Source organism: Dehalobacter sp. TeCB1 (assembly GCF_001707455.1).
Lineage (GTDB): Bacteria > Bacillota > Desulfitobacteriia > Desulfitobacteriales > Syntrophobotulaceae > Dehalobacter > Dehalobacter restrictus.
Genome location: NZ_MCHF01000017.1, coordinates 40,774 through 58,455 on the forward strand (window position 1 = coordinate 40,774; position 17,682 = coordinate 58,455).

Genomic DNA, 17,682 nt, shown 5'->3' on the forward strand with positions numbered 1-17,682 from the left:
ACTATAATGATTGATTTTGCTTTGAATAACGCCTGGTTGATTCCGTTGTTGCCAGCGTTGGCCTTTGCTCTGATCGTCTTTGTGACGAAACCCTCGCAAAAGCTAAGCGCTTTCATTTCCATTCTGGGCATCCTTGTATCGTTTGTACTGTCGGTTGCTATTGGAATAGGCGTACTTCAACGCGGCGAATTCTTAATAGAACATCCTTTAAAAGTCGTTGTTCCTTGGTTCAGTATGCATGGGCTCACGATCGACGTAGGAACGCAGATCGATCCTACATCGGCCATGATGCTTTTCGTAGTGACGTTGGTCGCGTCTTTGGTCCAGATTTATTCTCTCGGCTATATGCACGGAGATCCTGGATTTTCCCGTTTTTATTCCTACCTTTCGCTCTTTGCCGCCTCGATGCTGGGGTTGGTCATTGCGCCGAACCTTCTGCAAATGTTTGTGTTCTGGGAACTGGTCGGCCTGTGTTCCTATCTGCTGATTGGTTTCTGGTACGAGAAGAATTCCGCGCGTGAAGCAGCAAAAAAGGCGTTCATTACCTGCCGGGCAGGGGACTTCGGCCTGCTTCTGGGGATTATTCTTCTGCAAGTCAACTTCGGGACCCTTGACCTGCAGGAACTCGCTGAAATGATCCCGAATTTTGCGCAGTACACCACCCTCTCGGCTGGTGCGCTGACGGCAATCGCGATCGTGCTGTTCCTCGGACCTATGGCCAAATCCGGTCAGTTCCCGTTCCATGTTTGGCTTCCCGACGCCATGGAAGGCCCTACTCCGGTCAGTGCACTGATCCATGCGGCTACCATGGTTGTGGCAGGGGTCTATCTGGTTGGCAGAACGCTTACGCTGTTCATTACGCTTCCTACGGCAATGGTTTTTGTGGCGATTATCGGCGGTTTCACCGCAATCTTTGCGGCCTCTATTGCCTTAACGCAGACCGAGATGAAAAAGATCCTGGCTTACTCAACGGTTTCCCAGCTCGGCTACATGATGCTGGCCCTTGGAGCAGGAAGCCTTACCGCCAGTATGTTTCATTTGTTCACCCACGCTTTCTTCAAAGCGTTGCTCTTCCTTTGCGCAGGCGCTGTGCTTCATGCGATGCACAATGAAGCCAGCATTGCGAAATACGGCGGTTTGAAAAAATACATGCCGGTTACTTATTGGACCATGCTGGTTGGCTGCCTGGCCATTTCCGGTATCTTTCCGTTTGCCGGCTTCTTCAGTAAGGACCTGATCCTGGAAGTCACCTATGCTGCTTCATCATTATCGGGACATGCTGCCGGTCCGTTTCAGGGCGTCTACACGGTCCTGTTTATTCTGGCAGCGTTGACAGCCCTAATGACGGCATTTTATATGTTCAGGATGTTCTTCATCTGCTTCCACGGTGAACTCAGAAGCCACGATGCGCATCCGCATGAAGCACCGAAGACCATGACGATCCCGCTCATCATTCTTGCTGTGTTTTCGCTGGCCGGCGGCTGGGTAGGCTGGCCGGGACTTGGGGAAGGACATGCTTTTGGTTACTTTGTCCGGTTGGGCCATTTCCACGAGGTGGAAGCAAACTGGTTCCTGATCATCCTGTCAACAGCGTTAGCGTTGATCGGAATTGGAACGGCTGCGCTGTTCTATCTGAAGAAGACATTCTCAGCTGAAGCCGTTGCCCAAAAGATCCCGTTCCTGTATAAGCTTTCGCTTAATAAATACTATATTGATGAGTTTTACCTCTGGGTCATTAATCACATCATTGATGGGTTCGGACGGATTTTGTGGTGGGTTGATGTGGTTATCGTCGACGGTATTGTCAATGGTCTTGCGAAGCTTACCCGGGATTCAGGTGATGCTGCCCGTAGAGTCAATACCGGCAACCTTCAGCACTATGCAATGGTCTTCTTTGTTGGTGTGATCGTCCTGATCATGATTTTAACAACTGCAGACTTAGGTCAACTGAATATCGGGCTGCTGGGAGGTGTCAAGTAATGAATTTTCCTGTCTTAACCACCATTTTACTGGCACCGATCATCGGTGCGCTGATCAGTGTCTTTATACCGAAAGAAAGATCCGGCGCGATCAAAGCCGTTGCCGGCATCGCGACGTTCATTTCCCTTGCCCTGTCCATTTTTGTGTATTATATTTATTACACGCAGAACTTGGCTGTCGGTGGGTTCGCCTTTACGGAAGATATTCCGTTTGTGACGGACTTGGGTGTTGTTTATTCGCTTGGGGTTGACGGCCTGAGCCTGCCTCTCCTGCTGCTGACCAACGTCATTGGCTTTTCAGCAGTGTTTTCCCGTTCCTGGAGTATCGAGAAAAGAGCCAAAGAGTTCTATATCCTGCTGCTGATCCTGATTGCCGGTGTCATGGGAACTTTTATTGCCAGGGACCTGTTTATCTTCTTCTTGTTCTATGAAGTGGTGGTCATTCCGATTTACATCATGGTGATCATCTGGGGAAGCGGCAGCAAAACAAAAGATGTCAACAAAGAATACGCCGGTATGAAACTGACGATCTATCTACTGATCGGAAGCGCCTTCCTTCTGGCCGGATTGATTTGGATGTATGTATTGGCCGGCAATATGCTTGGAACGCCGACCTTTGATATTGAAAAGCTCGCCACGCTGAACTTCTCCAGAAACCTTCAGATTGCGATCTTTGGCTTGATGGCGCTTGGCTTCACGTCCCTGATCTCCATGTTTCCGTTTCACTCTTGGTCACCGGACGGATATGCCGGTGCGCCGACTGCGGTTTCCATGATTCACGCCGGTGTTCTGAAAAAGATTGGCGGCTATGGTCTTATCCGGATCGGTATCTTTATCTTCCCGCTCGGTGCTAAATTCTGGGCGCCGCTGATTGCAATCCTGGCTGTCTGCAACGTGCTGTACGCGGCGTTCATCAGCCTGGCCCAAAAAGACATGAAATATGTCGTCGGATATTCCAGCGTGAGCCATATGGGTTTCGTACTGATCGGTATCGCATCGCTTAATGTGATTGGTCTGAACGGTGCGGTTGCCAATATGTTCGCGCATGGCATCATGGCGGCCCTGTTCTTCTCGGTCGTCGGCTATATCTATGCTGAAACGAAAACTAGGCATATCCCTGATCTCGGAGGGGTCGCACATCAGATGCCGCGTCTAGCCGGTGTGTTCCTAGTAGCGACGATGGCTTCGGCCGGACTGCCGGGCTTAATTACGTTTGTTCCTGAGTTTACCGTATTTATGGGTGCTTTTAGCGAACCGGCCATCAGGATTCCTGCGATTCTGGCCCTGACGGGAATTATTATTGGAGCCGTCTATGTCCTCAGAATGGCAGCCAATGTACTGTTTGGACCACGCAAGACAGAATGGGACGGAAAAATAGATATCAAAGGCTCCTATATGATTCCGGTCATCGTTCTGGTCGCGTTCACTGTCATCTTCGGTTTATTCCCATCCTTGCTGATGGATATGGTCAATTCAGGGATAACGCCTATTGCTGAAAGACTGGTCGAGGCTAGCTCCCAGATAGGAGGTAACCTGTAATGAATATAAACTTTTCTTTATTTACCATTGAAATTGCAACGGCACTCCTTGGACTGGTAGTTCTGGCCATTGGCCTGTTCCTGTCCAAAGAAAAACGGCATAGACTTGGTTACGTCATTGCCGTGGGACTTGCGGTGATCCTCGTATACAGTTTCGGAAGCTATGGACAGAATACCAGTGTGATGGACGGCATGTTCATCGTCGATGATTTTGCCGTGTTCTTTAAACAGCTGTTCCTGATAGCTGCCGTTCTGGTCATCCTGACCTCCACGGTGTATGTCAGGAAAATGGGCGGCAACTATGAGTTCTATATCATCACCCTCGTTGCTGCGCTGGGCATGATGGTGCTGGTTTCCGCCGGAGACCTGCTGACACTTTATGTCGCGCTGGAAACCATGACAATTTCATTCTACATCCTGGCAGGCTACAAGACCGATCTGAAGTCCTCTGAAGCCGGGGTCAAATACCTGATTCTCGGTGCCGTTTCCTCCGGAATCCTGCTGTACGGTTTAAGCCTGGTCTATGGCATGACTGGTACGTTTGTGATCCGTGATATTGCTGAAAGCATTAAGCAGATGGATGGATTGTCACCGGCGATTCTCGTCGGAATCATCTTCCTGCTGTCAGGACTTGGCTTTAAAGTTTCGCTGGTGCCTTTCCATATGTGGTCACCGGATGTCTACGAAGGTGCGCCGACACCTGTCACCACCTTCCTCGCCACCGGTTCCAAAGCGGCTTCTTTTGCAGCGTTGGCCCGTATCCTGATTGAAGCACTGCCAAGCTACAGCGGACAATGGACGTATATCCTGGCGATTATGGCTGCGATGACGATGGTCATCGGAAACATTGCTGCCATCCCGCAGACCAATATCAAGAGAATGCTTGCGTACTCAAGTATCGCGCAGGCCGGCTATATTATCACGGGAATTATCGCCATAAGTTCCGCTGGGATCAAAGCAGTTGCGTTCTATTCGATGGTGTATGTGTTTGCGACGATCGGTGCTTTTGCGGTTGTCATCACATTCTCCCAGAATACGGGGAGTGAAGAGATTAAAGATTATGCAGGGCTTGCCCAGCGTTCACCGTTTATGGCCGCCGTGCTGACGGTATGTCTCCTGTCGATGGCAGGGATACCGCCTCTCGCCGGTTTTGTCGGCAAACTTTATTTGTTTTCTTCGATCGTTAACCAGGGCTATTTATGGCTCGTCATTCTCGGTCTGGTCATGAGCATGGTTTCCGTCTATTACTATTTGCTCGTGGTTAAAGCCATGTATATGAACGATCCTGTCTCCAGCACACCAATCAAGGTTCCGGTCGGAACCAATGTTACCCTACTGCTGATTCTGGTCCTCACGCTGGTTCTCGGTGTCTATGCCGAGCCACTGTCAGTGCTGGCAAATATGGCTGGAAATGCGATGTTTCCTTTCTGATGTAAATGAAGGCATCAAAGGAGTATTATCGATGATATTCATCTTGGATAATTATGATTCATTCACATACAATCTGTACCAGTATTTTGGAGAGCTCGGGGAGGAAGTACTCGCTCGGCGTCCTGAGGAGTGTACGATCGCCTGGATCCAGCAGCTGGAACCGGAGCTTATTGTGATTTCTCCGGGTCCCTGCTCACCGAATGAATCGGTCTTTGCGCTGGAAGTCATTCGGCATTTCCAGGGGAAAATTCCGCTGCTGGGCATTTGCCTTGGCCATCAGGCGATCGGGCAGGTTTTTGAGGCTGAGGTTGTCCGGGCCAAGACGCCGGTTCATGGCAAAATATCGAGCATCATGCATGATCAATCCGGCGTATTCCGGGATATTGCCAGCCCCTTTACGGTAACCCGCTACCATTCTCTGGCCCTGCGCAGAAACAGTATACCTGCTGACTTTATTATTTCCGCGGAAACAGAAGACGGTCAGGTGATGGGGATCCGTCACCGCTATTTGCCGATTGAAGGAGTACAGTTCCATCCGGAGGCTATTCTTACAGAAAACGGTCATCAAATGCTGCGGAACGCAGTACAGGATGCCCGCAGGTGGCTTAGTGAACACGGCAAATCAAAGATGATTCAAGCGTTAAAAGCATCTGTAATACCACAAACAATTCAGAAACCAGGAATACCAGGATCAGTAAAGACATTGGAAACACCAGAATTAGAAATATCAGAAACCCAGGAAACGCCTGATGAAGATGAAATCAAGCAGAATATCTGGCAAGTTAGGCCTTTTATCACAGATCTGAAGCCGTTCGAGATGCTTCAGGTGTTTAAAAATGCCAGAGATCCTTTCTTCTTGGACAGTGGGGACGGTTATACCGAACTTGGGAAGTATTCTTATTTTGGGGCGGATCCTTTCTTAAAGATCAGCGCTCATAGATATCAGTATAGCATCGCAAAGAGCTGCAAAGACGAGGAACTGATCGCTTACTCCGCACCGCAGTACAGCCTAACAATTTTGAACGACTATGTCTTGAAATATCAGGCTCCTTCCGCGGCACCTTTTCCGTTTGCCGGAGGGGCTGTCGGATACTTCAGCTACGATCTGAAAAATGAGATTGAAGAATTGCCTGTACGGGTCAAAGATGACCTTGGGATGCCGCTCTGGCGGCTGGCCTGGTATGACGGGATTGTTGTCTACGAACACGCAACGGGAACTTACAGTCTGACGGCCTGCGGCATGACGGATCAGGGCTGCTGCGACCCCTCTCTCGCGCAGGAAAGGCTTGATAAACTGGAGAAGCTCCTCCGGCACTATGTAGAGGAACAATATTTGGCTAATGGTTCAGCAGAGCACCCCTGCACAGGAAATGAATTAGCTGTTTTCGGTATTTCCTTTGCCGAAGTTCATAAAGCTGTCTCCCAGGAACAATATTACAGGGATCTGCAGCGGGTCATTGATTACATTTATGCCGGTGATATCTATCAGGCGAATCTGGCTCAGATGTTCAGTGTCAGGTATGAAGGAGACCCCTGGGATTTGTATAAGCAGCTTCATCACAAGAATTCTGCTCCATTTGCTGCGTTCTTGCCGTATCCCGATTTTCAGATCCTGTCATCCTCTCCGGAACGGTTTATTAAGATTACACCGGACGGAAATATTGAAACGCGCCCAATCAAGGGAACCCGGCCAAGGGGAAAAACGCCGGAGGAAGACCAAAGACTTGCAGACAAGCTGGTTAACAGTGAAAAAGACAGGGCTGAACTTACGATGATCATCGATCTCGAACGCAATGACCTTGGAAGGATCTGTGAGTTTGGATCAGTGCTTACCACAGAACTGCTGACCCTGGAAAAATATTCGACTGTTTGGCACCTCGTTGCCACAGTCGTTGGGAAACTCAAGAAATCCTTAAAACCGGAAGAACTGATCAAAGCCATTTTCCCGGGCGGCTCGATCACCGGTGCGCCCAAAATCAGAGCGATGGAAATCATTGATGAGCTTGAACCGTATAATAGGGGTATTTACACCGGGAGCATCGGCTATATCGGCTTCGATGGGGCCTGGGATTTAAATATTGTGATCCGGACCATTCTGCTGAAAGAGAAAACGGCGTATCTTCATGCCGGGGGAGGGATTGTTGCCGATTCGATCCCCCAAAAAGAATATGAAGAAACAATCCATAAAGCGGGAAGGCTTCTGGAAGTTTTGGGGGTTAAGCTTGATGGGAAATCAAAACAGTAAATGCGGAAGCTTCGATAAAATCGAGCGTATCGGGGTTTTTGAAACGATAAAGGTTACTGCCGACGGGATCGTCGTACCTGGATTGCATTGGGAGAGGATGAGCAAGGGCGGTAAGCTTCTTGGAATCACCATTCCCGCTTATGATGAATGGCTGAATGAGATCGAGACTTACCTAAGAGAAACAGAAATCGAGCAGCTGCCAGTTGCTTTGAGAGCAGAAATCAGGAAAGATCCGAGTCTGATTTCCGATCAAAGCCAAAATCATAATCATAATAACCAGTGGCTTTTCAGCACTAGAGCAGTCTCCTATACTCGTGAACAATATGAAGAGGGTGTCCGGGTCCTGTTTATGCCGGAGCACCGGTCTGACCCTATACCGCTCAACTACATTAAATCCGCAGATTTTCTGGATACTGCCGCTGCCCTGCGCGCGGTGCAGGGCAGCGGTGCGTTTGAAGGGATCTGGTTGAACAGCAGGGGCCAGATAATGGAGGGGACTAGAAGCAATATTTTCTTTGTAAAGGATGGGCATCTTTATACGCCTTCCCTGGAAAGCGGCTGCCTGGCCGGTATCAGAAGAAGGATCGTGATAGAAAAAGCCCTTGAGCTGACCATACCGTTCAGTGAAGGCGTTTATTATCCTGAAGACTTATTGAATGCTGATGAAGTTTTCCTTACCAATTCCCTGATGGACGTCATGCCGGTAAGAGAACTGGAAGAAAAAGTATTTCGGCTTGATGGAACACTTGGGCGTCGGCTGTCCTTGCCTATTTGAACTGAAAAGACTCGTAGTGAAAATATCCGATACGCAGTCCGCAGGTCTTTAATTCTCTTTCCAGTTTGATCCTCAACGGTTCCGGACCGCAGAAATAGACATCAACAGTTTCGGTCTTGGGTACCGCTTCGCAAATATCTTCGGCACCCAGAAACCCTTTCGTCTGGAGATCGTGCAAATGCACGCGAATACCACTCCCGGCTGCAAGGGTTTTTATTTCATCCAAATAGGGTCCTTCGGCTTCATTGTTATAACAGTAAAACAGGTCAATGGAATATTGCGGAGGGATCGCAGACTGGTAGAAACTGCGAAATGGCGTAATGCCGATTCCGCCGGCCAGCCAGACCTGACGGTTTGATCCAGCCTTATAATCGAAGCGGCCGTGGGGGGAGGTTACGGCAAAAGTATCTCCCTCCTGAACGCTTTCCAGTAAAGCAGAGGTGTGATCTCCCAAAGCCTTGATCGCAAACTGTATCTCATTCTTTCGGAAAGACTGGCTTATCGTGAACGGATGAGAAGGAAATTTTTTACCTTCCTCGGTAAACTTGATAAAAGTAAATTGTCCTTCCTTATAGCGGATTCCTTTTTTAAAGGCTTTGCCGGTAATTTCAAGAGTATTTTTGGCGACCGTGCGGATGTTCGTTACGACATAGCGGGATTGAAATGCTGTTCTTTCATAAAATCCTATACTGTAGATTGCCGAAGTCAGACCGACCAGATTAACCAGATTCAGCCACAGCCCCAGGGCGCTTAAGCCTGTAACGGCATAGTCCGAGCTGCCGTAATAATGAATGATTCCGATCATATAAGGAATAAAAAAGAGCTTGTGAATATTCTTCCATTTTTCATAATTCATTTTCCAGGCGAACAGCGCAAGCAAGATTAAGACGATAAAAAGCAGCATGCTCAGGTTGGCGATCCCGGAAAAAAGCTCCGCCCCATTTTCCACTCCTGGTGGCGGACCATTCAAACCATGTGGACCCGGTCCCAAATTCACCCTGTTCTCCCCATAATGATTACCCTTACCTGCGTCGAGCGTAAATCGATGCACGAAGATCAAAAGAACACTCGTGATACTTAAAACTTTATGGTAAAGGTAACTTTTGTCCAGGCCATGGAACAGGGAGTCCAGCAGCGGATGACGTGTTGAAATAAAATTGACCCAGGCAAAGCAAACTAGCATGAGCGAAGCAGCCATCTCGGAGTATTGTCTGACCGGGGCAACATTCCTTAATGGTTCGCTGACTGACCAGAAGATAAAGGTCAGGATCAAAGTAAGCAGAATGAACAGGGGGCCTTGACGTTTACGCATGTTTTCATCCTCCGAGTGTAATAGAATAGTAAAGGAATAAAGCAATCATACTATAGTGCTGCTATAGTATGATGAGGTAATATATTCCACACAGACCTGCTTTTTTCCTTTAAGCGCTATTGGATACAGTGTATCACATCTGCAATTCTCCGTCAGAATGAAGTGTTTATCAAAAAATAGTTCCGGAATCATAATTTTTAATTATCTAACTCTAGCGAAAACTAGGATTATTCAGTATAATGATATTCATGTGAATTGAATAATTGTTTTTTGTTTTGAAACAGTGGGGATGTAGCTCAGCTGGGAGAGCGCTTGCTTCGCATGTAAGAGGTCGTGGGTTCGAATCCCATCATCTCCACCAAGTTAAAAGCTACATTTTCTTGTGAAAAGCGCACAAGAAAATGTAGTTTACTTTATATATCAGCAATAAAAATATAACTTCGGCATGACGGCTCGTTAACTGTCATGTCTTTTTATTTTGTAAGCATAGAAAGGAGCATTTCAAATGAATAACAATATAGTCATTGAAATACCGTCTATCAAAAAAGAAGTTTTACGTGTCGCCGCTTACTGCAGGGTCAGCACAGCTTATGAAGAACAACAAACCAGTCTGGATTCACAGATTCGATATTATACAGATTACATCAACAATCATGAGGGCTGGGTACTTGCAGATATCTATTCTGAGCAGGCATCAGGTACGCGCTTTGATAACAGAACCGCATTCAACCGTATGATGAAAGACTGCCGCGCCGGAAAAATTGATTATATCATTACCAAGTCTATCAGTCGTTTCGGGCGAAACACTCTTCCCTTTTTACGGAGCTTTAATGAACTCCTTGGTTTAGGTATTACAATTTACTTTGAAATGGAGAGGTTGGATTCGTCTGATTGGCGAATGCGAAAAATCATTACCGCAGCTGCAGCTGTTGCTCAAAGTGAAAGTGAGTCAAAGAGTGCGAATATCAAGTGGGGAATTCAACGCAGCTTTGAAAAAGGGCATGTCAAGCTGAACCATACCAACTTCCTCGGTTACACAAAAGATGAGAATGGCAAATTGGTTATCGTTGAAGAAGAAGCCAAAATAGTCCGGCTCATTTATGATTTATACCTGAAAGGCTATGGCTACCGCAAGATTAAATCTTACCTTGAAAAGAATGACATAAAAACGGTAACGGGAAAGTCTGAATGGAGCACTTCCACCATTGACCGGATCCTTTGCAATGAAAAATATATTGGAACTATATTATCCCAAAAGAGCTATGTTGAAAATTGCCTGACTCACAAACAGGTAAAAAACAACGGTGAGTCGCCTATGTATCTTATGGAGAATAATCACGAAGCGATTATAAGCAAGGAGGTTTTTGAGGAAGTCCAGCATAGAAAATCCTCGTAAAGTTTGCATTAGAAGTCAGGCCCTTATATTAAAAAAACAACTGTACATCATTCTAAATATGGCGAATTTGCCATAATAAGCGGGACAATTAATATTCTGTGAACCATTGAGAGTTTTTGTCGAATTCTCAACTGATTAACCATTGCATTTGTTCGCACCTACGCATATAATATAATTAGATTATTTTGGAAATTGAGGTGTCTGACGTGGGTGCATACATAAGTGTAAAAGATGCCGCTCAAAAATGGGGATTGTCAGACCGACGTGTACAAGTTTTGTGTTCTCAGAAACGAATAGAGGGAGCATTTAGACTGGGCAATGCATGGGCAATACCTGTTGATGCAAAAAAACCAGATGATCAGCGAAAAAACTGGAATAAGTACTAAGGGGAAATTTGGATATGAGTAATCCGATTTATAAAAGCATTAATATTACTAATCTATTACTTAATTCCAGTAATCCGCGGTTTAATCCTGTGGAGCATCAATCGGAAGCTATTGACGCTATGGTTCGTGACCAGCAGGATAAACTAGTTACTCTAGCTAAACATATTGCTCTTTATGGATTAAATCCCAGCGACATTGTTCTTGTGAAACCTCATAACAAACAGTGGGTCGTACGTGAGGGAAATCGGCGCATAACGACTTTAAAGCTGATAAATGAGCCGGCTCTGATTCCATCTGATTTTCCTAAACTGAAGAAGGAATTCCAACTAATCAATATATCTTTTGACAAAGATATATTGAAGAATATTCAGTGTGTTGTTTTAGAGAATGAAGATGAAATCAATGAATGGGTGCGATTGAAACATACAGGTCAAAATGAGGGTTCTGGCACTGTGAGTTGGGATGGGCAGCAAACCAGTCGGTTTCGTGTAATTGCTGAAGGAAAGCCAGATATGAGGTTGTCCTTTTTAGATGAATTACGGCTCATAGCTGATGTTCCTCAATCTATAAAGGATGGGTTAGGAAATATCAAGAAAACCAACTTTGACCGTCTCATAGGAGACCCTGATATCCGTGAAATTATGGACTTGAGATTAGTGGTGACAAGCTTCAACTAAAAAATGGGATTAATCCATTTTTGCTAATGATACTTTATGACCTGATTTATGAAGACCTTAGTGTCGGGGATATATATCGAAAAAAAGATCGTATTGAATACATAGAATCGTTAAAACAACGACTCATGCAAGAAAATATGGAATCTTCTGATGAGCAGATTTCCGAGAATACAAGAGAAGCCAATAACAGTCAAGGTGGAGGTTATAAAGCTTCTAATTCATCCGGCAATAATTATTATAATAATGAAAATACAGATAGCAAGCAGCAATCTTCATCTGCTAATCAACAAGCATCCAATGCAAACCATAATTCGAAGAGAGGGGACAGTTATCATATAAACAGGAAAACTCTTATTCCTTCTCCTCATAAGTTAACTATTACACATGCAAGGATATTAAAAATTTTCAATGAATTAAAAGCTCTTGCAGTAGATGATTACCCTAATGCTGTGTCGGTGCTTTTTAGAGTGTTTATAGAATTAAGCGTAGATTGTTTTATTACGAATAAAAGCCTCATTGATTCGAGATTAAATGTGGACAGTACTCTGGCGTATAAAATAAATGCTGTTGCGGCTTATTTTGAAATAAACAAGATTTTGACAAAGCATGAACTCAGAGCTATACGGCAGATGACCGCAAGTGAAAACCAAACGCAATCTATAAGAACATTTCACTCATATATACATAACAAAGACGTGACACCATCTTCGACAGATCTGAAATCTGCTTGGGATGATATATGGACATTCATAGAGCAGGTTTGGAGGTAATTTATGGTGCAGTTTTCTTCGCCATTGCGCTATCCAGGCGGGAAGCGTAAACTGGCTGGATTTGTGAAAGATGCAGTTATTAAGAATGATATACAGGGCGGGACCTATGTTGAGCCTTTCGCAGGGGGCGCGAGTGTAGCGCTCTATTTGTTGTTTAATGAGTCTGTAAACCAAATCATAATAAATGACATTGACAGATCAATCTATGCATTTTGGTATTGTGTTTTAAACAACACACAGGAATTATGCAGCAGGATTGAACAAACAGCAATAACTATGGTTGAATGGGAAAATCAAAAAGCTGTTCAGCAAGAAAAAGAACAGGCGGAGTTTTTAGATCTAGCCTTTTCGACGTTTTTTTTGAATAGAACGAATAGATCAGGGATTATCAAAGGTGGGGTTATTGGAGGCAAAAACCAAACAGGCGAATGGAAGATGGATGTAAGGTTTAATAAGGACGATCTAATTAAAAGAATCGAAAAAATTGCTTTATATCGTGATAGAATTTCACTTCATTGCTCAGATTCGATTACTTTCATTGATGAGATTTTACCTGACATTGATGACCATACATTAATATATTTTGACCCGCCGTATTACAATCAAGGTTCGGCCTTATATGTAAATCATTATACACATGACAATCATGTTGAATTATCTCGATATATCCAGCGCTTGAACTGCAAATGGATGTTGACATATGACTATACTCCCAAAATTATTGAAATGTACCGTGATGTTGAAAAAAGGTTGCTAACATTAAGCTACACCGCATCTCAGAAAGTAAAAGGCAGTGAAATGCTGGCTTTTAGTAACAATTTTATAATTCCAGAAGGTAAATATTCAGCGATTACGATAGAATAGCTACATTAACAGGGGGATGTAATGTAAATGATAAAATCTTTGTATATAGAACAGTTCAGAGCAATGAAAAAATTATCTATCCCCTTAGGGCGAAAAATCACAGTTATTGCTGGACAAAATGCTACATGTAAATCTACTTTATTAGGAATGATTGGACAACCCTTTGGTTTAAAAGATGAAAAGACCATTTTTGACAAGCCATTTTCAACTAAGTTCTCCGATATCTTTAAGTTCTCAAAAAATAATGACTTACCAGGAGAGCATGAGTATCAAATTGAGTTTTTTGACTCAACTCTTTTTGGTAAGAACCTTGAATATATAAAATCCTATAAGCGTGCTCAGCATGATACATCACACATTCGCTTGGTAGTAGGGAAAACGAGAGGGAAAGGTGAGGGGAATTTAGATTATCCGGTAATATACTTGGGACTTAAGCGTACATATCCAATTGGGGAATTGCGTGAAATCACTGAGTCAAAACCTACTCTCACTGAATCTGAAATTGAGATATTCAATAAATGGTATAAAGAGATATTTTTCCCGCAGGAAAAAATATCTCCGATACAGATAACTTCTAAGTTACAAAAAGATACTTTAGCTGTAAACTCAGAAAAATATGATTACTTCGCAAACTCTGCTGGTCAAGATAATATTGGCCAAATTTTAGGTGCAATCATATCCTTTGATCGTCTGAAGGCAAAACTTGGTGATGAATACAAAGGAGGCATTCTTTTAATCGATGAATTTGATGCAACTTTATTTCCTGCAGCGCAGACAAATCTGGTAGACCTGTTTTATAAGCTTGCGGGGAAATATAATTTGCAATTTGTATTTACAACACATTCTTTGGACACCTTAGAACATATTATTGATAAAAGACAGCATAATAATAGTGATACAGAGGTGCTGTATTTTACCAATGTCTATGGAAAGCTAGATTTAATAGTAGCGCCTCAAATGCAACGCATTAGGAGCGATTTGAATATGGCTACTATTTCCCGCTCACCGCTTCAAAAAATAAATTTGTATTGTGAAGATGCGGAAGCTTCTTGGTTTATTAAAAGAATACTTGGGCCTCAAAAAACAAAGTATCTTAATTTTTGTGCTGCGACATTTGGCGGCGATTTTTTAAGTTCTCTTGCAGAGAAGAATATCTCGGAATTTAATAGCAGTATTATAGTCCTGGATGGTGATAAGAAACCTTCAAAAGCGGCGTCCAATGTTTTATGTTTGCCTGGTAATGCTAATCCTGAAAATGTTTTTCGTCAGTTGTTGGAGGATATGCCTCCTGATCATGTTTTTTGGCAAAATGATTTAAGATATACAAAGCAAGTATTCGAAAAAGAACTATCAAAACAGACAAATGGGCGCTACGATGATAGGAACAAGATGAAAGCTTGGTTTAATAATCAAAAAAAGTTTTGGGGACGAGGAGGAAGCAATATTTTCAAGTGCTGGTTGGATCATCATCCTGAACAAGCAGAAGATTTTCGTATCCGATTTGTTCGAGTATACAATGAAATAGCAAAAAGACGGTCCATACCTACCATCTGAATGATGTCTATCATTCAGTAATATGACATCTTTCATTACCAAACTTCTCAAAATTTTTCCGAGAACCCGCTATTCATGCGGGTTTGATGTTTTTTTACAGCAGGGAAATCCTGCCTTTTTGTTTTTGTGTAAGCGTAAACTATAGCGGCGGATTGTCAGTGAATCGGCAGAATAAGAAAATATCCCAAAGTATCTGAGTATCCCTAAAAGAGTCTAAGGGAGACACTCAGATAGAAAGGGAGTGTCTCAAATGGAACAGAGCCTGCAAGTCTTAAGTGCAAAACAACGCATGGCCGAGTGGAGCGAGCGGATCTCATCCTGCCGGAACAGCGGAATAAGCGTCAAACAATGGTGTCAGGAACAAGGAATACCCGAAAAAACATATTACTACTGGCAACGCCGCGTATTTCAGGCATTAACTGCGCAGCAAGAGCCATACTTTGCCAGAGTTCCTGTAGAACGTCAGAATAGCAGCCAGGACGTAGCGGTAACTGTACGCATAGGAAATGCACAAGCCGACATCTACACCGGTGCTGATGCAGGAACCATTGAGGCGGTCTGTCGCGCGCTGAAGACATGCTAAATGATTTTACCGGAGCTGACGCCATCTATATTGCCTGCGGGTACACCGATCTCCGATGTGGGATTGACGGTCTTGCCAGTATCGTCCAGCAAAAGTTCCGGCTGGATCCGTTTTCGAGCATCCTGTTTCTGTTTTGTGGCCGCCGGTGTGACCGGATAAAAGCCCTGTATTGGGAAGGCAATGGGTTTGTTCTCCTGTATAAGCGGCTAGAAAACGGCAGGTTCCAGTGGCCTAGGAGTGGTGACGAAGCGAAGGCGCTTACTCCTCAGCAGTATCGGTGGCTCATGGAAGGCTTAAATGTGGAACAGCCCAAAGCGCATCGGCTGGCAGCAGGCTTAAGCATGGTCTAAAAAAGCCTGAAAGCATTGAAAACACTGGAGAATCGGCATGTTTTATGGTATAATTTAACCATGAAAAATGCGCCGAAAGATGAAATAAATAACGCTGAAATGATCACCATTTCACGTTCAGAATATGAAGCCCTTAAGGAGCAGATGGCAGAGCAAAGCCGACAGATTGAGTGGCTTATGCAGCAGATACGCCTGGGCTAGAAAAAACGCTTTGGATCTTCTTCTGAGAAAGTACATGAAGAAGTCATGGACCAATTAAGCCTTCTTTTTAACGAGGCGGAGGCGTATACCAAAGTTGAGCCACCGGAGAAAACAGCGGTTGCCGCCCATACCCGCAAAAAGCGATCGGGCAGCCTTGAGGAAATCCTGCCAGATGATGTTCCCGTTGAAGTGGTCGAGCATCGTCTGCCGGAGGATAAGCGGATTTGTTCCGCCTGTGACACGGTCATGCAGGAAATTGGCAAGGAAGTCCGCCGCAGCCTGGTGATTATTCCGGCACAAGTAAAAATCCATGAGGATTGGTATTTCAGCTATGCCTGCCAGACCTGTAAAGTAGAGGCTTTGGAAACACCTGTGTTAAAAACGCAGAAAGATAAACCTGTCATCTCCGGAAGCTTTGCATCACCCGAAGCGATATCCCACATCATGACCCAGAAATTCGTGATGGGCTCTCCTCTTTACCGGCAGGAACAAGAACTGAACCGAAGCGGCGTGATGCTATCCCGCCAGACCATGTCCAGTTGGATATTAAGAGCATCCGAAGATTGGTTAAAGCCTGTGTATGAGGAACTGCACCGACTGCTTCTACAACATCATGTTATTCATGCGGACGAAACCACCTTGCAGGTATTGCATGAACCCGGCAAGACGGCACAGGCTAAAAGCTACATGTGGTTGTACAGAACCGGCGGGGATACAGAGCAACCGATTGTATTGTATGAATACAGACCGGATCGGAAAGCTGAAAACCCCAAAAGATTTTTAGAAGGTTTCTCCGGATATTTGCATGCGGACGGCTACCAATCCTATTACACACTGCCGGAAAACATAACGGTAGTTGGCTGCTGGGCCCATGCGCGGCGCAAATTTGACGAGGCAGTCAATTCCTTGCCGAAATCCGAGCAAAAAGAATCTTCTGCAATAATTGGGCAGAGATATTGCAGCGAGCTATTTGCAATTGAGAAAAAGCTAAAAGCTCTTTCTCCGGAAGAACGCTATACCAAGCGGCTGGAGCTGGCAAAACCGGTTTTGGATGCTTTTTTGGCATGGGCACAGACGAAAAATGCGGCCCCAAAGTCCGCTCTGGGAAAAGCTTTGCATTATCTGCAGGAACAGTGGCCACATCTTATCCAGTATCTGAAGGACGGTCGATTGGAACTCTCCAACAATCGGGCAGAACGAAGCATAAAACCGTTTGTTATGAGCCGCAAAAACTTTCTGTTTGCAAATACGCCCAGCGGTGCACAAGGCAGTGCGGTGATGTACAGTATGATTGAAACAGCCAAGGAGAACAACCTGAATCCGTATCGGTATTTGGTCTATGTCTTAACCACTGCACCCAACCTGGATCGGACACAACCAGACTGGGTAACTCAGCTGTTGCCGGCAAATGCTCCGGAGCTGTGCCGAGTACCGCGTTTGCAATGCAAAAGTAACGAATGATTTTTATATGACGCGGGCCTTCTGGTTTACAGTGGGCTCCTTTTTACGCTGCTAGAGTTTACGCTTACGGACCGGCGATGGGTTGAATGAAAATCTCTGGTATAATACGCACTCACGTATTATACTGGAAACCAATAACATATTTGTCTATATGTTCTTA

General features: G+C 44.8%; 14 protein-coding genes, 1 tRNA gene and 1 pseudogene. 15 read left to right on the forward strand and 1 reads right to left on the reverse strand.

The window, feature by feature from the left end; genetic code table 11:
* The first annotated feature begins 6 nt into the window (after nt 1-6).
* Genes nuoL through A7D23_RS05295 form a run of 5 tightly spaced genes read left to right on the forward strand, consistent with a single transcriptional unit; the run spans nt 7 to nt 7,968 of the window.
* Nucleotides 7-1,980, forward strand: a complete 1,974-nt coding sequence (gene nuoL, locus A7D23_RS05275) for an NADH-quinone oxidoreductase subunit L (RefSeq protein ID WP_019225123.1) — start codon at nt 7-9, stop codon at nt 1,978-1,980.
* Nucleotides 1,980-3,518, forward strand: a complete 1,539-nt coding sequence (locus tag A7D23_RS05280) for an NADH-quinone oxidoreductase subunit M (RefSeq protein ID WP_019225124.1) — start codon at nt 1,980-1,982, stop codon at nt 3,516-3,518. The genes nuoL and A7D23_RS05280 overlap by 1 nt, the downstream gene beginning before the upstream one ends.
* Nucleotides 3,518-4,948 carry an NADH-quinone oxidoreductase subunit N gene (locus A7D23_RS05285; protein WP_019225125.1) on the forward strand — a complete coding sequence of 477 codons (1,431 nt, stop codon included), beginning with the start codon at nt 3,518-3,520 and terminating at the stop codon, nt 4,946-4,948. Before A7D23_RS05280 ends, A7D23_RS05285 begins: the two co-directional genes overlap by 1 nt.
* A 31-nt stretch (nt 4,949-4,979) precedes the next feature.
* Nucleotides 4,980-7,193, forward strand: coding sequence for an aminodeoxychorismate synthase component I (gene pabB / locus A7D23_RS05290; RefSeq protein ID WP_019225126.1), 2,214 nt, complete (start codon nt 4,980-4,982; stop codon nt 7,191-7,193).
* Complete coding sequence (locus A7D23_RS05295) at nt 7,174-7,968, forward strand: aminotransferase class IV (RefSeq protein ID WP_019225127.1); 795 nt, start codon at nt 7,174-7,176, stop codon at nt 7,966-7,968. Before pabB ends, A7D23_RS05295 begins: the two co-directional genes overlap by 20 nt.
* On the opposite strand, the gene A7D23_RS05300 is transcribed toward A7D23_RS05295, so the two are convergent.
* Nucleotides 7,961-9,280 carry a ferric reductase-like transmembrane domain-containing protein gene (locus A7D23_RS05300; RefSeq protein ID WP_019225128.1) on the reverse strand — a complete coding sequence of 440 codons (1,320 nt, stop codon included), beginning with the start codon at nt 9,278-9,280 and terminating at the stop codon, nt 7,961-7,963. The two genes, A7D23_RS05295 and A7D23_RS05300, sit on opposite strands and share 8 nt — an antisense overlap.
* 285 nt (nt 9,281-9,565) lie before the next feature.
* On the opposite strand from A7D23_RS05300, the gene A7D23_RS05305 reads away from it, so the two are divergent.
* From A7D23_RS05305 to A7D23_RS05350, 10 genes and pseudogenes are all read left to right on the forward strand, one after another.
* Nucleotides 9,566-9,641, forward strand: a tRNA-Ala gene (locus A7D23_RS05305).
* A gap of 144 nt (nt 9,642-9,785) precedes the next feature.
* On the forward strand, nt 9,786-10,676 hold the full coding sequence (locus A7D23_RS05310) for a recombinase family protein (RefSeq protein ID WP_019225436.1): 891 nt from the start codon (nt 9,786-9,788) through the stop codon (nt 10,674-10,676).
* A gap of 400 nt (nt 10,677-11,076) precedes the next feature.
* The gene (locus tag A7D23_RS05320; protein WP_025205349.1) at nt 11,077-11,739 is read left to right on the forward strand and encodes a hypothetical protein; all 663 of its coding nucleotides are present in this window, start codon (nt 11,077-11,079) and stop codon (nt 11,737-11,739) included.
* 20 nt (nt 11,740-11,759) lie between these two features.
* The gene (locus tag A7D23_RS05325) at nt 11,760-12,509 is read left to right on the forward strand and encodes a hypothetical protein (protein WP_025205350.1); all 750 of its coding nucleotides are present in this window, start codon (nt 11,760-11,762) and stop codon (nt 12,507-12,509) included.
* Nucleotides 12,510-12,512: 3 nt separating this feature from the next.
* A complete protein-coding gene (locus A7D23_RS05330) occupies nt 12,513-13,373 on the forward strand; it encodes a DNA adenine methylase (protein WP_019225438.1) in 861 nt (286 codons plus the stop codon).
* A 27-nt stretch (nt 13,374-13,400) separates the two neighbouring features.
* Nucleotides 13,401-14,927, forward strand: a complete 1,527-nt coding sequence (locus A7D23_RS05335) for an AAA family ATPase (RefSeq protein ID WP_019225439.1) — start codon at nt 13,401-13,403, stop codon at nt 14,925-14,927.
* Nucleotides 14,928-15,177: 250 nt separating this feature from the next.
* Nucleotides 15,178-15,510, forward strand: coding sequence for a hypothetical protein (locus A7D23_RS05340; protein WP_019225440.1), 333 nt, complete (start codon nt 15,178-15,180; stop codon nt 15,508-15,510).
* The gene (gene tnpB / locus A7D23_RS05345; protein ID WP_019225441.1) at nt 15,504-15,860 is read left to right on the forward strand and encodes an IS66 family insertion sequence element accessory protein TnpB; all 357 of its coding nucleotides are present in this window, start codon (nt 15,504-15,506) and stop codon (nt 15,858-15,860) included. Before A7D23_RS05340 ends, tnpB begins: the two co-directional genes overlap by 7 nt.
* Nucleotides 15,861-15,875: 15 nt before the next feature.
* On the forward strand, nt 15,876-16,061 hold the full coding sequence (locus A7D23_RS16375) for a hypothetical protein (RefSeq protein WP_242871503.1): 186 nt from the start codon (nt 15,876-15,878) through the stop codon (nt 16,059-16,061).
* A gap of 12 nt (nt 16,062-16,073) precedes the next feature.
* Nucleotides 16,074-17,522: pseudogene (locus A7D23_RS05350) on the forward strand (IS66 family transposase); the annotation flags it as partial.
* Nucleotides 17,523-17,682 lie beyond the last annotated feature (160 nt).